Origin of the sequence: Desulfuromusa kysingii, assembly GCF_900107645.1 — a bacterium.
Classification (GTDB): Bacteria; Desulfobacterota; Desulfuromonadia; order Desulfuromonadales; family Geopsychrobacteraceae; genus Desulfuromusa; species Desulfuromusa kysingii.
The window spans coordinates 144048-161711 of record NZ_FNQN01000002.1 but is presented as its reverse complement, the minus strand read 5'-3'; the positions used below and the strand labels follow the sequence as shown (position 1 = coordinate 161711).

General features: G+C 48.2%; 13 protein-coding genes and 1 riboswitch. Of the genes, 9 read left to right on the top strand and 4 right to left on the bottom strand.

What is annotated here, in order from left to right:
* Positions 1 to 20: 20 nt before the first annotated feature.
* Both cobT and cobU read right to left on the bottom strand, forming a co-directional pair.
* The gene (gene cobT, locus BLU87_RS03855) at positions 21 to 1082 is read right to left on the bottom strand and encodes a nicotinate-nucleotide--dimethylbenzimidazole phosphoribosyltransferase (protein ID WP_092344908.1); all 1062 of its coding nucleotides are present in this window, start codon (positions 1080 to 1082) and stop codon (positions 21 to 23) included.
* Positions 1083 to 1089: 7 nt separating this feature from the next.
* Positions 1090 to 1632, bottom strand: coding sequence for a bifunctional adenosylcobinamide kinase/adenosylcobinamide-phosphate guanylyltransferase (gene cobU / locus BLU87_RS03850; RefSeq protein WP_092344906.1), 543 nt, complete (start codon positions 1630 to 1632; stop codon positions 1090 to 1092).
* Between the two features lie 76 nt (positions 1633 to 1708).
* A riboswitch (adenosylcobalamin (AdoCbl) riboswitch) is annotated at positions 1709 to 1861 on the bottom strand.
* Positions 1862 to 2065: 204 nt separating this feature from the next.
* Here cobU and BLU87_RS03845 point away from each other — a divergent pair.
* The 3 genes from BLU87_RS03845 to BLU87_RS03835 all read left to right on the top strand — a co-directional run bounded on the left by BLU87_RS03845 (position 2066) and on the right by BLU87_RS03835 (position 5106).
* Positions 2066 to 3409 (top strand): DUF1015 domain-containing protein, encoded by a 1344-nt coding sequence (locus BLU87_RS03845; RefSeq protein ID WP_425429683.1) that lies wholly within the window; start codon positions 2066 to 2068, stop codon positions 3407 to 3409.
* Between the two features lie 278 nt (positions 3410 to 3687).
* Complete coding sequence (locus BLU87_RS03840) at positions 3688 to 4188, top strand: NfeD family protein (protein WP_217637428.1); 501 nt, start codon at positions 3688 to 3690, stop codon at positions 4186 to 4188.
* 63 nt (positions 4189 to 4251) lie between these two features.
* Positions 4252 to 5106, top strand: coding sequence for an SPFH domain-containing protein (locus tag BLU87_RS03835; RefSeq protein WP_092344902.1), 855 nt, complete (start codon positions 4252 to 4254; stop codon positions 5104 to 5106).
* 71 nt (positions 5107 to 5177) lie between these two features.
* On the opposite strand, the gene BLU87_RS03830 is transcribed toward BLU87_RS03835, so the two are convergent.
* Both BLU87_RS03830 and upp read right to left on the bottom strand, forming a co-directional pair.
* Positions 5178 to 6497 carry a uracil-xanthine permease family protein gene (locus BLU87_RS03830; protein ID WP_092344900.1) on the bottom strand — a complete coding sequence of 440 codons (1320 nt, stop codon included), beginning with the start codon at positions 6495 to 6497 and terminating at the stop codon, positions 5178 to 5180.
* Positions 6498 to 6535: 38 nt separating this feature from the next.
* Complete coding sequence (upp, locus tag BLU87_RS03825) at positions 6536 to 7162, bottom strand: uracil phosphoribosyltransferase (protein ID WP_092344898.1); 627 nt, start codon at positions 7160 to 7162, stop codon at positions 6536 to 6538.
* 249 nt (positions 7163 to 7411) lie between these two features.
* Here upp and BLU87_RS03820 point away from each other — a divergent pair, with 249 nt between their 5' ends.
* From BLU87_RS03820 to BLU87_RS03795, 6 genes are all read left to right on the top strand, one after another.
* Positions 7412 to 8329 (top strand): lysophospholipid acyltransferase family protein, encoded by a 918-nt coding sequence (locus tag BLU87_RS03820; protein ID WP_092344896.1) that lies wholly within the window; start codon positions 7412 to 7414, stop codon positions 8327 to 8329.
* Positions 8322 to 9908: a peptide chain release factor 3 gene (locus BLU87_RS03815; RefSeq protein WP_175498257.1), complete on the top strand. Its 1587-nt coding sequence runs from the start codon at positions 8322 to 8324 to the stop codon at positions 9906 to 9908. The genes BLU87_RS03820 and BLU87_RS03815 overlap by 8 nt, the downstream gene beginning before the upstream one ends.
* A gap of 233 nt (positions 9909 to 10141) precedes the next feature.
* The gene (locus BLU87_RS03810) at positions 10142 to 12862 is read left to right on the top strand and encodes a PAS domain S-box protein (protein WP_092344892.1); all 2721 of its coding nucleotides are present in this window, start codon (positions 10142 to 10144) and stop codon (positions 12860 to 12862) included.
* A gap of 214 nt (positions 12863 to 13076) precedes the next feature.
* Positions 13077 to 14468: an asparagine--tRNA ligase gene (asnS, locus tag BLU87_RS03805; RefSeq protein ID WP_092344890.1), complete on the top strand. Its 1392-nt coding sequence runs from the start codon at positions 13077 to 13079 to the stop codon at positions 14466 to 14468.
* Positions 14455 to 16200, top strand: a complete 1746-nt coding sequence (locus tag BLU87_RS03800) for a transporter substrate-binding domain-containing protein (RefSeq protein WP_092344888.1) — start codon at positions 14455 to 14457, stop codon at positions 16198 to 16200. The genes asnS and BLU87_RS03800 overlap by 14 nt, the downstream gene beginning before the upstream one ends.
* Positions 16200 to 17600: a sigma-54-dependent transcriptional regulator gene (locus BLU87_RS03795; RefSeq protein ID WP_092345457.1), complete on the top strand. Its 1401-nt coding sequence runs from the start codon at positions 16200 to 16202 to the stop codon at positions 17598 to 17600. The genes BLU87_RS03800 and BLU87_RS03795 overlap by 1 nt, the downstream gene beginning before the upstream one ends.
* Positions 17601 to 17664: the final 64 nt, after the last annotated feature.

Below are 17664 nucleotides of genomic sequence, written 5' to 3'. Positions count from 1 at the left end.
TTTTGGGATTGATTGAATGGCTATTTTTCCATCGATACGGTGGCTTCACTGAATGTTGCCATCTCGGTTAAAATAGCAACGGCACCTTCGACCAGATTCATGGCGACCGCTGCCCCTGTCCCTTCACCGAGACGGAACTGCAGATCCAGAAGTGGCTCTTTCCCCATGTCGGCTAATGCTGCGATCTGTCCTTTTTCAACACTGCGGTGTGCTGCGATCATGTACTCGGTACATTTAGGAGCCAGTCGGGCGGCTAACAACGCCCCTGCGGTTGAGATAATGCCATCCACAATAACCGGTTTTTTTAATATTGCAGCTCCGAGAATCAGACCTGCTATTCCGGCGATTTCGTAACCGCCCACTTTGCTTAAAACATCAATCGGGTCGGTCGGGTCAGGGTTGTTAAGTTCCAGCGCTTTCTCCAGAACTTTGATTTTGTTTGCAAGCTGTGCGTCGTCCAGCCCGGTTCCTCGTCCGACAGTGTCTGCGACCGGTAACTGACAAAAGGTCGCAATAATGGCACTGCTCGGAGACGTGTTACCGATCCCCATGTCACCCGTTCCAAAGACATCAGTGGTGCCTGCCAGATCGTGAGCGACGCTGATGCCTGCTTCCAGAGCGCGGATCGCTTGCGCCCGGCTCATCGCCTCCCCTGTAGCGAAGTTATTGGTTCCCGCTGCGATTTTCCGGTCAATGATGTCACCATTGATCGCTAGATCGGAAAGGTCGCCAGCAACGCCCATGTCAACCACCTTGACGTCAGCACCCGCCTGTCTGGCGAGGACGTTGATTCCAGCAACGCCATTGACAAAGCCGCGCACCATTTCCACTGTCAATTCTTGTGGGTATAAACTGATTCCGGCATCGACGATACCGTGATCACCCGCCATGACAACAATGGTTTTTCGCTTAACATTGGGGCGGATAGAGCCGCTAATACCGGCAATATCGACTGCTAGGTCCATTAACCGGCCCAAAGCCCAGTGTGGCATGATGAGTTGATCCAGGCGATCCTTCGCCTGTTGCCGGGAGGTTTCGCTTTGGCCTTCGATAGAAGTAATGGTTTGATTCAGTAACTGCATGAGATTTTTAACCTTCTTTTAGAATGAGAGGGAGACCTGAGACCATGAATACAACTTCATCTGCCCGTGTTGCCAGAGTCTGGTTGCAACGTCCGAGACAATCCCGGTAACGTCTGGAGACGGGGTCAGCTGGGACTAATCCCATCCCCAGTTCATTGCTTACAAAAATGATAGTTTGATTGGTTTTACGGCAGGCATTGACCAGTTCAACTCCGCGATGACTGATCGCCTCTTCAGTGAGGATGATCCCTTGTTGTTCCGCTTCGTAGAGGAGATTATTGACCCACAGAGTGAGGCAGTCGACGAGCAGAAAGTCAAAGCCATGAGCTTGTTCAATAGCGCCAGCGAGGTCAAGTGGTGCTTCGATGGTTTCCCACCCTTTATGGGCCCGCTGTTGTTGATGCTTAACAATGCGTTGTTCCATCTCTGCATCGATCTGCGGGCAGGTTGCGAGGTAAGCGCGTTTACCGGGCAGGGACTCGAGCCGTTGCTGAGCGTAATGACTCTTGCCGCTGCGGCAGCCACCACTGACATATATCAGCTTATTCATATTGTTTTTCCTTCCCAAAAAAAAATCCCGGAGCCTGATGATTCAGGGTCCGGGATACCGATTTTTATCCATGACTGATCTGCCTGTTCCTCAATCCACGAAGCTTAGGCAGTAATTATGAGAAAAGAAAAGTATCTGGCTTCCAAGGAAATATCTTCCATGGTTACAGTGGCGGGTCCGCAACGGATTTTCACCGTATTCCTTTTTCTTTATCCATTTTTTTTCTGCCGCGATTAAAGTTCATCAGGTGATTTTCTGCAAGTAAAAAAAATCAGGTTGCGGAAATAATCTTCTACATGCAAAAAAAAATTAGGTTGAGAAAATAGCTTCAATATGATTTTTAGCGAGCATAGTCACTGACAAATACTTCTCAAGCTGCTGGAATCATGTTACCTATGAGACCTAAATAGAAATGCTTACTCCAAAGGGGATAATTGTGGTGAAGACGATTTTTGAAGCAATAGGGATGCAGCTGCCGAAAGTTTTGCTGCCGAAACAGGGGACAGATATGCACCGCTGGGCGGTGATTGCCTGCGATCAGTATACTTCTGATCAGGCCTATTGGCAGCGCTTGGAACAGCAGACGGCTGGGAATATTTCTACTTTGAATTTGATTTTTCCCGAGGCATATCTAGACGATGAAGAGACTGAAGAGCGGATTAGTGCAATTAATCAGACAATGGAAAAATATCTGGCTGACGGCAGTCTGGAAGAACAACCACCCGGTTTTATCCTGGTTGATCGTAAAACGACAACAACAGCATCACGTAAGGGGCTGATTGTCGCTCTTGATCTGGAGCGTTATGATTATACCGCAGGGGCACAAAGTCTGATCCGGGCAACCGAGGGAACTATTCTCGACCGGTTGCCTCCACGAATCAAGGTGCGTCAGGATGCCGCGATTGAGTTGCCTCATATCATGGTCTTGATCGATGACCCGCAGCAAACGGTCATTGAGCCTTTATTCTCTGAAAAACTCGAAACCGTCTATGACTTTGAATTGCTGGAGAATGGTGGTCATCTCAAGGGATACCGGGTTGATCAACCACAACTGATTGAACAAATCGTCACTGCACTGGAAAAACTTGCCGACCCTGACGCTTATCATGAAAAATATAATGTTGATGGTGCCCCAATGCTCTATGCGATGGGTGACGGCAATCATTCGTTTGCTACCGCTAAAGCGATCTGGGAAAAGTTGAAGCAAGAGGCTAGCGCCCCTGATCAGGTGATGAATCATCCTGCCCGTTTTGCGCTGGTGGAACTGGTTAATGTGCATGATTCTGGGCTCGACTTTGAGGCGATTCACCGGGTGTTGTTTAACGTCAATTGTGTCCATTTGCAACAACAGATGAAGGCTTTTTTTGCTGCACGAAAGACCCCGTTGGATTTTACATTGTGCTCTAATCTTGAGGAGGCACAGACCCTTGCTGAAGGAAACGAAGGCGCTCATGCCTTCCCCATTGTTCTTGGCGGCCGATTTGGTGTGTGTATAGTTGAAAAACCTGAATATACGTTGACGGTTGCAACTCTGCAGGCATTTCTTGACCATTATCTCGAGGAAAACCCCTCTGCCCGTATCGATTATATTCATGGTGAAAAAGCGGTTACCGATCTCGGCAGTAAGACCGGTTGTGTGGGTTTTTATCTTCCTGCTATCTCCAAGCACGACCTGTTCAAAACAATTGTGCTGGATGGAGCGTTACCACGCAAAACCTTCTCGATGGGCGAAGCGGATGAAAAACGGTTTTATCTGGAGTGCCGTAAGATTTGCTAACAAGTTCCGGAGTTGGGTTTTTTGTTGTCGCAGGTAATTTGCAACGATTTTATGACAGCTTGGATCTTCCCTAAGGACCAAGCCTTGGATGTGACTCTCCATTGTTGATGAGTTCCATCCTGCTGACACATTGAAATCTGGTCAACAAAGCGGGACAGAAAACTCTGAATGCTCAGGCCCTTTCGCTTTGATGGTCGGTTTGTCTTCTTGAGTAAAAAAGTGCACACTGATTTTCTCACCATGACTGCATGGATGATGGTTTCAAAAGGAGCATGATAATGGATGGTATGACCCCCCTCTATTGGCATTGGCTTGTGGCCGGGATGCTGCTGGTCGTCGCTGAAATATTTCTGGCTTCTTTTACGGTTTTCTGGTTTGGGCTGGGAGCTTGCCTGATTGGTTTGATTCTCTGGACTGGACTGACGTTATCATTGAACTGGCAGATATTGTTATGGTTGATCTCATCGGTTGCGTTTGCTTTTGGCTGGTTTAAAATTATCAAACCGCTTTCGGTCGATCGGACAATGGCTGGGCTCTCTCGTGAAGCGGTCCTTGGGGAACGGGGGCTGCTGATCAAAGCAACCGGTAAGCCGGGACAACGTGGCGAGGTCCGTTTTCAGGTTCCGCTTCTGGGTAGTGATACCTGGCCCTGTGTTGCCAATACCGCCATCAACGCCGGGGAGACGGTTGAGATTAAAGATGTCATGGGGAATAGCTTGGTTGTCTGCCCCGTCAGTACTCCGGAAATTGATCCATCTTCACCTATTGACATTGAATAAACAGGGCCCTTTGGCTCGTGATTTTTTGCACCATCAACATCATAACAACATCGGAGGAATTCAATGGAAAGTTTGATTATCGTCCTCGTTTTTGCCGTTCTGATTATCTTCACCCTTGGTATGGGGGTGCGTATTGTGCCGCAGGGTTCCAAGCATGTTGTGCAGCGATTGGGGAAATACCATAAGACGCTCTCTCCTGGACTCAATATTATTATCCCCTATGTTGACACGGTGGCTTACAAGGTGACGACGAAAGACATTCAAGTTGATGTTGCTCCTCAGGAATGTATCACTAAAGATAATGCGGTTATTACCACCAATGCGATTGGTTTTATTAACATCATCAGCCCAGAAAAATCGGTGTACGGGATTGAGAATTTTCATTCGGCAATCGGCGCACTGATTCAAACCAGCCTGCGTTCCATCATTGGTGAGATGTCTCTTGATTCCGCCCTTTCCGGTCGCGATCATATCAAAGCGAAATTGAAGCAGGCGATATCCGATGATATTGCTGACTGGGGAATCACCCTTAAGACGGTTGAAGTTCAGGATGTCAATCCGTCTGCCACCATGGCTAAGGCGATGGAAGCACAGGCTGCTGCAGAGCGGGAGAGGCGTGCGACTGTCACCGCTGCTGAGGGAGAGAAGTCTGCTGCAATTCTTGAAGCAGAAGGTCGTCTTGAAGCTGCGGAACGTGATGCCAAGGCGAAAATTGTTCAAGCTGAAGCGTCTCAGCGATCAATTGAGATGGTCGCCAAAGCGGCTCAACATGGAGATTTGTCGGTTCATTACCTGTTAGGTGAAAAATATGTTCAGGCTATCCAACAAGCGGCGACGAGTAACAACAGTAAAACAATTATTCTTCCAGCTGATTTGCCTGCTGCGATCCGGGGTATCTTTGGGGGGCTTGGTAAATAAAAAAAACGGGTTGAACTTCAGAGTTCAACCCGTTTTTTTAACTACGATTAAATCTGTTCATTCTGTAAATATCAAGCTTCATGTCCTGCGGGGAGGATCAGGTTCAGGAGAACCCCAACAACACCAGCAAGCCCAATCCCGCCAAGTTTAACAATCGCAAGATCGAAACTCATGCCACCAATACCGAAGACCAGAATAATGGCAACAATCGCCAGATTGCGTGGTTGCATCAGATCTGTTCCCGCTTTAATCAAGGTATTGATGCCGATAACAGCAATGGCGCCAAACAGCAACACCATGATCCCACCCATGACTGGAACCGGGATGGTGTTCAGGAAACCGCCAAGTTTGCCGACAAAAGCAAGCAGGATTGCGGTGATGGCCGCCCAGGTCATGATCGCCGGATTGAAGGATTTTGTCAGTGCCACAGCGCCGGAAACCTCTGAATAAGTGGTATTCGGAGGTCCACCAAGGAGGGCTGCAAAGCTGGTGGCAACGCCGTCACCCAGGAGGGTGTTTTCAATCCCTGGATCGTCAACATAGTCTCTCCCCGAAATACCGCCAATTGCCAGAATGTCACCAAAATGTTCAATTGCCGGGGCAATAGCGACCGGGACAATAAATAGGATCGCTTCCAAGTTCCAGACTGGAAAGGTGAAATCGGGCATGGCGAACCAGGGTGCCGTTGTGACGGCCTGCATGGAAATCAAGGCAGGAGCTGTCCAATTTTGTAGTGCCCCTGGATCAAAAGCGGCTTGAGCAGTGGCCGAGAAACCGGTGCCATCAAGGATTAATGAGGTAATATAACCGGCGGTGATGCCACTAAGGATGGGGATGAGTTTGAATAACCCGCGTCCCAGCAGGGAGACCAAGATGGTGACCGCCAGGGCAACCCCTGCGATGATCAACGCGGTGGTCTCAGGAACCAACCAAGCGGAACCGTCTCCGGTTCGACCTGAAGCCATGTGGATGGCGACAGGCGCCAGAACTAGGCCAATAACCATGATCACCGGTCCGGTAACAATTGGCGGCAGAATTTTGTGCAGAATTCCTGAGCCAAAAACGCGGACAACCACACTCAGCACCGCGTAGAGGAGACCTGCAGCAACCAGGCCGCACATGGTTCCGGCGATTCCCCACTGGTTAACCCCGTAGATGATGGGCGCGATAAAAGCAAAACTGGAGGCGAGAAACACGGGCACACGGCCGCGCGTGATCACTTGAAAAATCAAGGTCCCGGCACCAGCGGTAAATAAGGCAACATTGGCATTAAGCCCGGTCAGCAGCGGCACCAGGACCAAGGCGCCAAAGGCAACAAACAGCATCTGGGCACCAAGCAGGCAGTCCTTCGCCCGAAAGTTATAGTCTGTGGGGGATGGGGTCTGTTTCATGTTTTCAATTCCTTCTCCGCAAAAGGTTGTTGGGGGGATTACTTTGTTCCAAATATTTTGTCTCCGGCGTCACCAAGCCCTGGCAGAATGTAGCCGTTCTCATTCAATTTCTCATCAATTGACGCCACATAGATGTCAACATCAGGATGCTCCTTTTGGACCCGCTCGATCCCCTCTGGCACAGCGACCAGAAAGAGTCCACGGATGCTGGTACAGCCAGCTTTTTTTAACATATTGATACATGCCACCAACGAGCCTCCAGTCGCCAGCATGGGATCGAGAATCAAGGCGGTGCGGTCGTTGATATTGCTGGTGAATTTTTCATAGTAGGCGACCGGTTCCAAGGTCTCTTCATTGCGGTACAAGCCGACAACGCTGACACGTGCACTGGGAATCAGGTCAAGGACTCCATCCATCATTCCCAGACCCGCCCGGAGGATTGGCACCACGGTAATCTTTTTGCCTTTAATTCTTTCAACCTTGACGGGGCCATTCCAACCGGTGATCGTTTCCGGTTCAGTTTCGAGGTCTTTGGTTGCTTCATAAGTGAGTAGCCGGGCGATTTCAGAGGCGAGTTCACGAAAATCCTTGGTGCTGATATCGTGTTGACGAATCAGGCCCAGTTTATGTTTGACCAGGGGGTGATTGACTTCAAAGACGGCCATGATTTTCTCCTTAGGACATTGAGGGGGATGAATAGGTGATGTTTTAACAGCGCAGCATAAAATTATCAATTCTGTGGGTCAAGAACTTAAACAAAGACAATGACTTAAACTGAAGATATTGTGTTAGCATCGGGTAATGTTTTATTGCCCGTGGGAAAACAACTTTCTTATTTTCTGGGAGTTGCGTTATAATCATCGGCTTGTCACGATACTGAGATCGTTTTTTTATCATTTCTGGATATAGACTTAATGGCTTCTGTTTCTTTTAAACATCGTCTTGAGTACCTTGGGCTGCGACTTGCTGCGGCTCTGATCAGGCCGCTGCCACGCAAGGTGGCGCTGAAAGTGGGTCGTCTCCTCGGACGTTTGGGGATGAAACTGCTCCCTGGTCGCTACCAGCAGGCGAAAGAAAATATGAGTAAGGCGTTACCGGAGTTAAGTTCTGCTGAGATTGAAACGAACCTGCGTCGGTGTTTTGAACATTTTGGCATGTCGAGCATGGAGATGTTGCGATTTGATTTGCCAGCGTCCGACCCTAAAGCTGTTCGCAATCATATTGATATTTCAGGAGAAAACCATCTTAAGGAGGCTCTAGCTCTTGACCGAGGAGCTATTCTCCTGACAGGTCATTTGGGCTTTTGGGAATTAGGGGCCTCTATCCCGACCGAGTTGGGAGTCCCCGTTGATATTGTCGCCAAACCATTAAAGAATCCATTGTCCGACGCATATTTTGAAAAAATCAGAAAAAGTTTTGGTGCGAATATTCTCTCCAGCCGTAAAGGTGCCAAGCGAATATTGAAATCTTTGCGGGCGAAGAGGAGCGTCGGGGTCTTGCTGGATCAACATATTTCTCCCCCAGGTTCAGTGCCGACGGATTTTTTTGGCCGCAAGGCTTACACCACGACGGCGATCGCAAACCTGGCGATGAAATATCAGGTTCCTGTGGTGCCAATATTCTGTTTGCGCAAACCGGATGATCGCTATGATGTCTGGATTGAGCCGATGCTCTTGTTGTCGGCTGATAATGGCCAGAGTGTTGAAAGTAACACCCAGCTTTTAACCGATATCATTGAAGCTGCAATTCGGCGTGATCCAAGCCAATGGTTTTGGATGCATAAACGCTGGCGGGTTAAAAACAAACAAGTTAAAGGGAATGCAAGTGAGTAAAAAACTGCAACGAGAAATCGCCAAACGGCGCACTTTTGGCATTATCAGTCACCCGGATGCCGGTAAAACGACCCTGACCGAAAAGTTGTTGTTATTCGGTGGGGCGATTCAGATGGCCGGAACCGTTAAAGCGCGAAAATCCGATCGTCATGCGACCAGTGACTGGATGAGCATCGAGAAAGAACGGGGGATTTCCGTTTCCTCATCAGTGATGAAATTTAATTACCGGGATTTTGAAATTAATTTGCTTGATACCCCGGGTCACCAGGACTTTTCTGAGGATACCTATCGGGTTTTGACTGCCGTTGATAGTGCCTTGATGGTGATAGACAGTGCCAAAGGAGTTGAGCCGCAGACGGAAAAACTGATGGAAGTTTGTCGTATGCGGAATACCCCGGTGCTCACCTTCATCAATAAACTGGATCGTGAAGGTTTGGAGCCACTTGAGATCCTTGCCGACATCGAAGAAAAATTGCAGATTGAATGTACCCCGCTCTCATGGCCTATCGGCATGGGGAAACGCTTTCGGGGGGTCTACAACCTGTATCGTAAAGAGTTGAATCTATTCCGGCCAGGGGATGATATCCGTAGCACTAAAACGGTGAAAATTGCAGATCTGAGTGACCCTCAATTGGATCAGCTGTTGGGAAGTCAGGCGGATGAATTACGAGATGATATTGAACTCTTAGAGGGGGCCGCCAACCCATTTAGTGCCAAAGAATATTTACGTGCCAGCCAAACTCCGGTGTTTTTTGGCAGTGCTATCAATAATTTTGGCGTTCAGGAGATGTTGGATGCCTTTGTTGAGCTGGCTCCAGCCCCAGGAATGCGGGAAACTGCCGAGCGGATTGTTGAGCCAGACGAAGAGCAGTTTTCGGGATTTGTCTTTAAAATTCAGGCTAATATGGATCCTGCTCATCGTGATCGGATTGCCTTTTTACGGATCTGTTCCGGGAAGTTCACCCGTGGGATGAAAGTCAAACATCACCGTCTTGGTAAAGAGATCGCATTGTCCAATGCTACAATTTTTATGGCCCAGGATCGCGCTAATGTTGAAGAGGCTTTTCCCGGAGACATTATCGGTCTGCACAACCATGGCACGATCAAGATCGGCGACACTTTTACAACGGGTGAAGTTCTAAAGTTTACTGGCATTCCAAGCTTTGCTCCAGAGCATTTCCGCCGTGTCCGCTTGAAAGATCCGTTGAAGTCGAAGCAGTTGCAAAAAGGGTTGACACAGCTGGCCGAGGAAGGGGCGGTGCAGGTCTTCAAGCCGGTAACCGGAGCCGAATTTATCCTTGGGGCTGTAGGTGTGTTGCAGTTTGATGTGACGATGGAGCGGCTCAAGGCTGAGTATAATGTCAACGCTGTCTATGAAGGGGTGGATTATACCACTGCACGTTGGGTTGAATGTGCAGATCGAAAACTTTTTGACCAATTCCAAAAACGGGAACAGGGACGGCTGGCACATGACGCAGAAGGCCATCTGACTTATCTGGCCGCAAGTGAATGGCGGCTGGGACACACCATGGAAGAATGGGACGGTGTGCAGTTCTTGAAGTCGCGTGAACATAGCTGAGAGAGGGAGAAAAATCGAAAATCGTTATTAAAAAGGGCCGCGTTGTGGCCCTTTTTTTGTTGTTTGGATTGCTGGGTTCTGTTTATATTTGTTCTAGTTCATTATTTGTGGATTATTTGTAGCCGTTCTTTGGACGATGACAGATATTGCACGCAACAGAGCTCTAAGTTGCTGACTGGATAAAATGCAGCGCTCGCTGATAGTGACGGTTTGCTTTTTGTTAAGGACCCTGAATGCTTAAAAATACATCACGTCTATCCATTAAAGGTCGTTTAAGGCAATTCTCTTTGGCCGCTATTTTGATCTTTATTGCCATTGCTCTGATCCTCTATATTGCTTCTCAAAGAGTGCGGACAAGTGTTGGGCAGATCGTCGAAAATACCTTGAAGCATACCGCTCAAAGTTTACAGAATAGTCGTGATTTTGGGTTGTTAAATGCGCGTCTCAGTGTCTTTAAGGGCACTTTTAAAGTTGATGATGTTTGGTATCAGTTCGAAAGCCAAGGGATTGAAAAAGACATCGCCCAGTTGCAGAGAACTGTTTCTGATACTGAAATGACAAGTTTGCTAGAAACGTTGCAAGCACAGTTTCAGGTTTATTTGCAGCGTCGTGAATGGGTCAATTATTTACTGTTCTGGCGTTTAGAGGAAGATGAGGATATCGGTGAGCTGTTTTTGCTGTTGCAGGAAATCGCAGCAGAAAAGCTGATGACGGCTCGATTGGCTGGGGATGATACGGATTCCTTGGAACAACTTGTGCTACTCGTTTCTAAATGTCAAGTCGGGTTGGCGATGATTGCCAAGATGAGTGCAGAAGAAAATCCTGTGCGCTTATTAGATCTCGCGTTTGATACCCCAATCCCGCTGAAACAAGAACTCCACGATCTGATTTTGCAGTTGCAAGGTTTAAGTCATTATGCAGCGCCAGTTGACCGGTTGGGCAGGCATCTGGTGGATCACTTTTTATACTACCAGTTCCAGATGCAACAATATCAGGATGAAATGGTGCGACTGGGTGAGTTGAGCAGAGGTCTGGGCCAACTCACCCAGCAAATTTTAACCGCTATGGAGAATCTTGATCTGAGCACTGCTGAAACTGTGCATCAATCCGAGAGTCAAATCAATAAGGCTATCATCAATACGGTCGGGATTGTACAACTGCTGTTGTTGTTGTTAGCCATCATCTTCTGGGTTTCTATCAAGATTTTTTTTAAAAAACATATTCAAGACCCCATGGCTTTGGTCAGTGCCCGTTTGCAGGCTTTCCAGCAGGGGGACCACAGTTCGCCAATGCAATTAAATCGACACGATGAATGGGCGGATATTGAATCTGTTTTTAACCTGATGCTTGCAGATCTGGCAGAAAGTGTTTCTGCTTTGCAAAAATCTGAGCAGAACTATCGTGATATTTTCAACAATTCCAGTGACGGTATTTTTCAGACGACAATTGATGGCGATTTGTTAAAGATTAATCCAGCTTTGGTGGAAATATTAGGTTACGATCTGGTCAGTGAAGCGGAAGTCACATCGGTGCAGACAACCCTCAATTTCCATAATGACGTCTATAAACAACCGATTGATAGCCGTCGCTGGTTGCAGTTGCTACATCAACAGGATGGTGTTCGAGATTTTGAGGTGCAGCTATTGCGCAGAGATGGTGGCTCTTTCTGGGCGTCAATGAATGGTCATTTTGTGCGTAGCACTTCCGGTCATATCTCTTATATTGAAGGAACCGTGAGGGACGTTTCGGCGCAGAAAAAAGCTCAAGAGGCTCTCCAGCGATTACATGTCTATTTACAGAACATCATTGACTCCATGCCTTCAGTGTTGATCGGAGTTAACCTTGACATGGAAGTTACTCTCTGGAATAAGCGCGCGGAACAGGAAAGTATTCTCTCTGCTGAGGAGGCGGCAGGGCTGTCTATCTCCAAGGTTTGCCGATTGTTTGACAACAAGGTTTATACTGCGGCGTTGGCGGAGACATTACAGACGCGAAAGCCGACCCGCTTACGCAAGGTCGAAAGCCTTAAAAAATTGGAGGATGGGAGAAGTCGCTTCTTTGACATTCTGATCTACCCATTGTCCTTAATCGGCGGCGGTGGAGCAGTGGTCTATATGGATGATGTCACCGAACTATTACATCTGGAAGAGATGATGGTTCGCTCTGAAAAAATGCAATCTATCGGCGGATTGGCTGCTGGTCTCGCGCATGAAATTAACAATCCGCTGGCGGTCATCTTGCAAAATGCTCAGGTTGTGTCGCGCCGCTTGTCTCCGGAATTAGATAAAAATCGACAGATAGCGGAAGATTTGGGGACGACCATCGAGATAATCAGTGAATATTTGCAACTTCGCGGGTGTAAAAAAATGCTTCACTCGATCTCAGATGCTGGTCAACGTGCCGCAAAGATTATCGAAAATATGCAGAGTTTTAGCCGTAGTGGAGTTTCTAACTTTATCCCCTGTTCTCTTGCCGATCTTCTCGATCGGATGATTGAGTTGGCGGCCAGTGATTATGAGATGCGCCACCAGTTTGATTTCAAGAAGATCAACATTGTTCGTGAATACCAGCCGGTGCCGGATGTTTGTTGTGAGGCCGGACAGATTCAACAGGTCTTTCTCAGTTTGCTCAAGAATGCCGCACAGGTGTTGACCTCCGATATCAAAGATCCCCGAATCACGTTGAGAATATCTCCCTATGGAGATGATCAGGTTTCGATACAAGTTACAGATAATGGCCCGGGGATGACGGACGATGTTATGACCCGTATCTTTGATCCGTTTTATACCACTCGGAAGGTTGGCCAAGGGACCGGGCTTGGATTGTCAATTGCCTACTTTATTGTTACCCATAACCATAATGGTCGCTTAGCAGTAAGTTCAGAGGCTGGGCAAGGGAGTTGTTTTGAGATGATCCTGCCAATCAAAAATGCCACCGGACCCCTGGTCGTCTAAACCGATTTACTGACTGCGAGTTCTGTGGAACGGATGGGGCCCATCATTATTTTTTGAAATTTATTTCGCGGGGGAATTCTATCTCTGCCCCTAGATAATTAAGGCTGTCCGTAACAGGGCAGCCTTTTTATTTTATATCACTTGCAGATCAGCTCTTAATTTGGTGATAATCAGAGGTTCGTGATCTCCCATGGCTCTGAAAGGAAAAAGTGCAATGAATGGATTATCAAAGATATCAGTCAAGGAGTTGTTGCAATCACAGCAGCCCGAAGCGTCCGTTTGTGTGAGGGGATGGGTTCGTTCAATCCGACGGGGCAAGGGGGTTGCATTTGTGACCTTAAATGATGGTAGTTGCTTCGCTTCGCTACAGATTGTCCTTGTTCCTGAACTTGAGAACTATGAAGTGGCCTCTAAGGTTGGGACCGGGGCTTGTCTGGTTGTGGTCGGAGAACTTGTGGCATCACCAGCGGCAGGACAGGCGTGGGAGGTTCAGGCCCGGACCATTGAGATTGTGGGTGCCGCCGATGAAAACTATCCATTGCAGAAAAAACGTCACAGCCTCGAATACCTGCGCTCAATCGCCCATCTGCGGCCGCGCTCCAACACCTTTGGTGCGGTATTTCGGATGCGTAGCAAGCTTGCCTTTGCGGTGCATCAGTTTTTTCAACAACGGGACTTTGTCTATGTGCAGACCCCGATTATTACCGCTAATGATTGTGAAGGGGCCGGAGAAATGTTTCGGGTGAGTACGCTGGATCCGATTCATCCGCCGCTGGACGACGGTCAGGTGGATTGGAAGCAGGACTTCTTTGGTGAGCGCACCGGATTGACTGTTAGTGGGCAGTTGCAGGGGGAATTATTTGCGACAGCATTTTCCGACATTTATACCTTTGGGCCAACATTTCGGGCCGAAAATTCTAACACCAGCCGTCATGCCGCGGAATTTTGGATGATTGAGCCAGAGATTGCCTTTGCCGATCTGGATGATAATTGTCAGCTGGGCGAGGACTTTCTCCGTTATCTGGTCACCTATGCCTTGGAAAACTGCCAAGAGGATCTTCACTTTTTTAATCAACGAGTCGAAAAAGGGTTGATCGAAAAACTCGAGTCACTGGCCAAGGCAGAATTCCGTACGATCAGCTATACCGAGGCTGTTGAGCAATTGCAAAAGAAGGGACAATCTTTTGAATTCCCGGTAGCATGGGGGCATGATCTGCAATCGGAACATGAGCGTTATTTGACCGAAAAAGTCTTCAACGGCCCGGTCTTTGTGACCAACTATCCAAAACAGATCAAGGCATTTTATATGCGGATGAATGATGATCAAAAGACTGTTGCTGCCATGGATCTACTGGTACCACGAGTCGGCGAAATCATCGGTGGCAGTCAACGTGAAGAACGTTTTGACGTGTTGCAAGCTCGCATGGAGGCACAGGGAATTGCTCAGGGTGATATGGATTGGTATCTGGATATCCGTCGTTGGGGAACCTGTCCACACGCCGGATTCGGTCTTGGCTTTGAGCGTTTGTTGATGTACCTGACCGGGATGGAAAATATCCGCGACGTCATCCCTTTCCCACGGACACCTGGGCATGCACAGTTCTAGTTTGCAGAAGATTCTTCTATTTGCCCTGATCCTTTTGCTGTTGATCGGCTTCAATGGTGGAGAAGTCCGTGCAGAAGATCCGGCCCAGCTCTATCTGCCGGTGCGTATCGGTGGTGATTATAATTATCCCCCCTATGAATATCTGGATCAGGATGGTTTGCCTACCGGGTATAACGTTGAGCTGACTCAAGCTGTTGCCCGGGTGATGGGGATGGAGATCAATATCCAGTTGGCGTCCTGGAGTGAAATGCGCCAAGCTCTGGAAAAGGGGGATGTCGATCTGCTTATGGGGATGGCCCACACCGAAGATCGTCTCGGGGAGGTTGAATTTTCTATCCCCCATGCAAAAGTTCATCAATCAATCTGGATTCGCGATGATAACACCACCATTCGCTCAGTAAAGGACATGGTCGGCAAGGAAGTTATCGTGATGAAGGGAAGTGTGATGCACGATTACATGCTTGAGCATGAAATCACCTCCGACCTCTATATGGTGCAGACTCTTGCCGATGCCCTCAGGTTGCTGGCTTCGGGGCATCATGACTGTGCTTTGGTTGCCAAGTTGCCCGGTGAGTATCTTCTCAGTGATCCGGCTTTGAATAATATCCATCCCATTGCCCGCCCATTGGTTGCTCAGGACTATGGGTTTGCGGTGAAGAGGGGCAATCTGGAGCTCCTGGGTCGATTTAATGAGGGACTCTCGCTGTTGAAAAAGTCCGGCGAGTACCGTCAGATCAGAGAACGGTGGCTTGGAGTTTTACAGCCGGAACCGATTTCGTGGAAAAATGTTATTCGCTATGGCACCCTCATCATTGGACCGTTAGTCTTGGTTTTGGTCGCTTTTGCTCTCTGGTCCTGGACTTTACGTCGTCAGGTTTTTTTAAGGACGGAGGAGTTGGAGCGAGAGATTGCTGAGCGAATGCGCTCGGCCGAAGAGTTGCAGATTCGCCAAAAACAACTGCTGCATGCTGACAAGATGACCTCGCTGGGGATTTTGGTGGCCGGGGTTGCTCATGAGATCAATAATCCGAACGGATTGATTCAATTGAGCCTGCCGCAACTGACCAAGGCGCACAAAAGTATCGAACCGATATTGGATGATTATTATCAGCAACATGGTGACTTCAAGCTCGGGTGGTTTGATTATTCGCGCATGCGTCAGGAGATTCCGAAAATGTTGGAGGAGATGCTTGAAAGCTCCAACCGGATCAAGCGGATTGTTGAAGACTTGAAGGATTTTGCTCGTCGCAACGATTCCGGGCTTGACGATATGGCCGATTTGAACAAGGTTGTCCGTTCAGCGTTACGACTGGTCGATAACGCAATCCGTAAAGCAACGCGGCACTTTCAGGTTGATTACTGTGCTGCTCTACCATGTTTTCGTGGTAACGGCCATCGTATCGAACAGGTTGTGGTTAATCTGGTTTTGAATGCCTGTCAGGCGTTAACCTCTGTTGATCAAGCTATCAGGTTGCGGACTTATGAACATCAAGAGGACAATATGGTTGTTCTCGAAGTCCGTGACCAGGGTTGTGGTTTGGATGAAGATAACTTACGGCGGATAACAGACCCGTTTTTTACGACGAAACGGAAGACTGGCGGAACCGGTCTTGGTCTTTCGGTCTCCGAAGGGATAGTGAAGGACCATCATGGCCGCTTGGAATTTTCATCTCAGCCTCAACAAGGAATGGTGGTGAGGCTGTTTCTGCCGATTTATGAGGAGAGGCAATGATGGGAGATAATCGATATCCAGCGTTTGGAGTGTTGCTGGTCGATGACGAACAGCCGTGGTTGCGGAGTCTGAGCTTGACTCTGGAGGGACCTGGTGGCATTACCAACCTGTTGCAATGTGCCGACAGTCGGGAAGTGATGACCATCCTCGAGCAACAGGAGATCGGTCTGATCCTCCTTGATCTGACCATGCCGCACCGCTCCGGGGAAGAATTATTGGGGCAGATTGTTGCTGAATATCCGCATATTCGAGTCATTATTCTCAGCGGTATGAACCAGTTGGAAACCGCTGTAAGTTGCATGCGTGCTGGCGCCTTCGATTATTTTGTCAAGACGGTCGACGAAGATCGTCTGGTCGATGGTGTTCGTCGAGCGATAAAAATGATTGAATTGGAGTCAGAGAACCACGCAATCCGCCGTCGCTTTTTCTACGATCAGCTTGATAATCCTGAGGTGTTTGCTCCTATTGTTACCAATAGTGCCGCCATGCGAGCGAGATTTCAATATATTGAAGCTGTGGCACCAAGTACCCAGCCGATTTTAATCACCGGTGAGAGTGGTGTTGGTAAAGAACTGGTCGCTCAGGCAATCCACACTCTCAGTGCCAAGGAGGGATCACTGGTTTCGATCAATGTGGCTGGTCTGGATGATAATGTATTTGCCGATACTCTCTTTGGCCATGTGCGTGGGGCTTTCACCGGCGCAGAAAATATCCGCAAAGGGATGATTGAGGCGGCAGCAGGAGGGACTCTGTTCCTTGATGAGATTGGCGATCTTAGCTCGGCATCGCAGGTTAAGTTATTGCGCTTGCTCCAGAATGGGGAATATTATCCGTTGGGAAGCGATCAACCGAAGCAGATGACTGCCCGAGTCGTCGTTGCGACCCATGCTGATCTGGACGCAAAGATGGCGGCGGGGACGTTTCGTCGTGATCTCTATTACCGCCTCTACTCACACCATGTGCATTTACCCCCACTGCGGGAGAGAAAAGATGATCTCGCTTTGTTGCTGGATCATTTCCTGACCGAAGCAGCGGTTAAATTAGGAAAAAAGAAGCCAACACCACCTAAAGAATTAGTTGTTTTGTTGTCAACATACAGTTTTCCTGGGAATATTCGAGAGTTAGAGGCGATGGTGTATGATGCTGTTAGTCAGCACAATCAAAAAATCTTGTCGATGAAGAGCTTTCTGGCACGGATTGATACACAGGTTGAGCCTTTGCCGTTAGATCAAACTCATTCTTTCAGCAATCCATTTTCCAGCGTGGAAAATTTACCAACCCTACAACAGGCGGGAAAATTGCTGGTTGAAGAGGCGATGAACCGTTCTACTGGAAATCAAAGTATCGCTGCGCGGTTATTGGGGATATCCCAACCAGCACTGAGTAAACGATTAAAATAAATCTGTAATCTCTAAAGCCTATAACTTTTGTTATGTCTATTCATTAGGTTATTCTGCGTAACCT

Excerpts from the sequence above, each read along its gene's own strand:
- BLU87_RS03810 (WP_092344892.1), top strand. The coding sequence starts at position 10,142 with ATGCTTAAAAATACATCACGTCTATCCATTAAAGGTCGTTTAAGGCAA.
- BLU87_RS03835 (WP_092344902.1), top strand. The coding sequence starts at position 4,252 with ATGGAAAGTTTGATTATCGTCCTCGTTTTTGCCGTTCTGATTATCTTC.
- cobU (WP_092344906.1), bottom strand. The coding sequence starts at position 1,632 with ATGAATAAGCTGATATATGTCAGTGGTGGCTGCCGCAGCGGCAAGAGT.
- BLU87_RS03820 (WP_092344896.1), top strand. The coding sequence starts at position 7,412 with ATGGCTTCTGTTTCTTTTAAACATCGTCTTGAGTACCTTGGGCTGCGA.
- asnS (WP_092344890.1), top strand. The coding sequence starts at position 13,077 with ATGAATGGATTATCAAAGATATCAGTCAAGGAGTTGTTGCAATCACAG.
- BLU87_RS03795 (WP_092345457.1), top strand. The coding sequence starts at position 16,200 with ATGGGAGATAATCGATATCCAGCGTTTGGAGTGTTGCTGGTCGATGAC.
- cobT (WP_092344908.1), bottom strand. The coding sequence starts at position 1,082 with ATGCAGTTACTGAATCAAACCATTACTTCTATCGAAGGCCAAAGCGAA.
- BLU87_RS03830 (WP_092344900.1), bottom strand. The coding sequence starts at position 6,497 with ATGAAACAGACCCCATCCCCCACAGACTATAACTTTCGGGCGAAGGAC.
- BLU87_RS03840 (WP_217637428.1), top strand. The coding sequence starts at position 3,688 with ATGGATGGTATGACCCCCCTCTATTGGCATTGGCTTGTGGCCGGGATG.
- BLU87_RS03800 (WP_092344888.1), top strand. The coding sequence starts at position 14,455 with ATGCACAGTTCTAGTTTGCAGAAGATTCTTCTATTTGCCCTGATCCTT.
- upp (WP_092344898.1), bottom strand. The coding sequence starts at position 7,162 with ATGGCCGTCTTTGAAGTCAATCACCCCCTGGTCAAACATAAACTGGGC.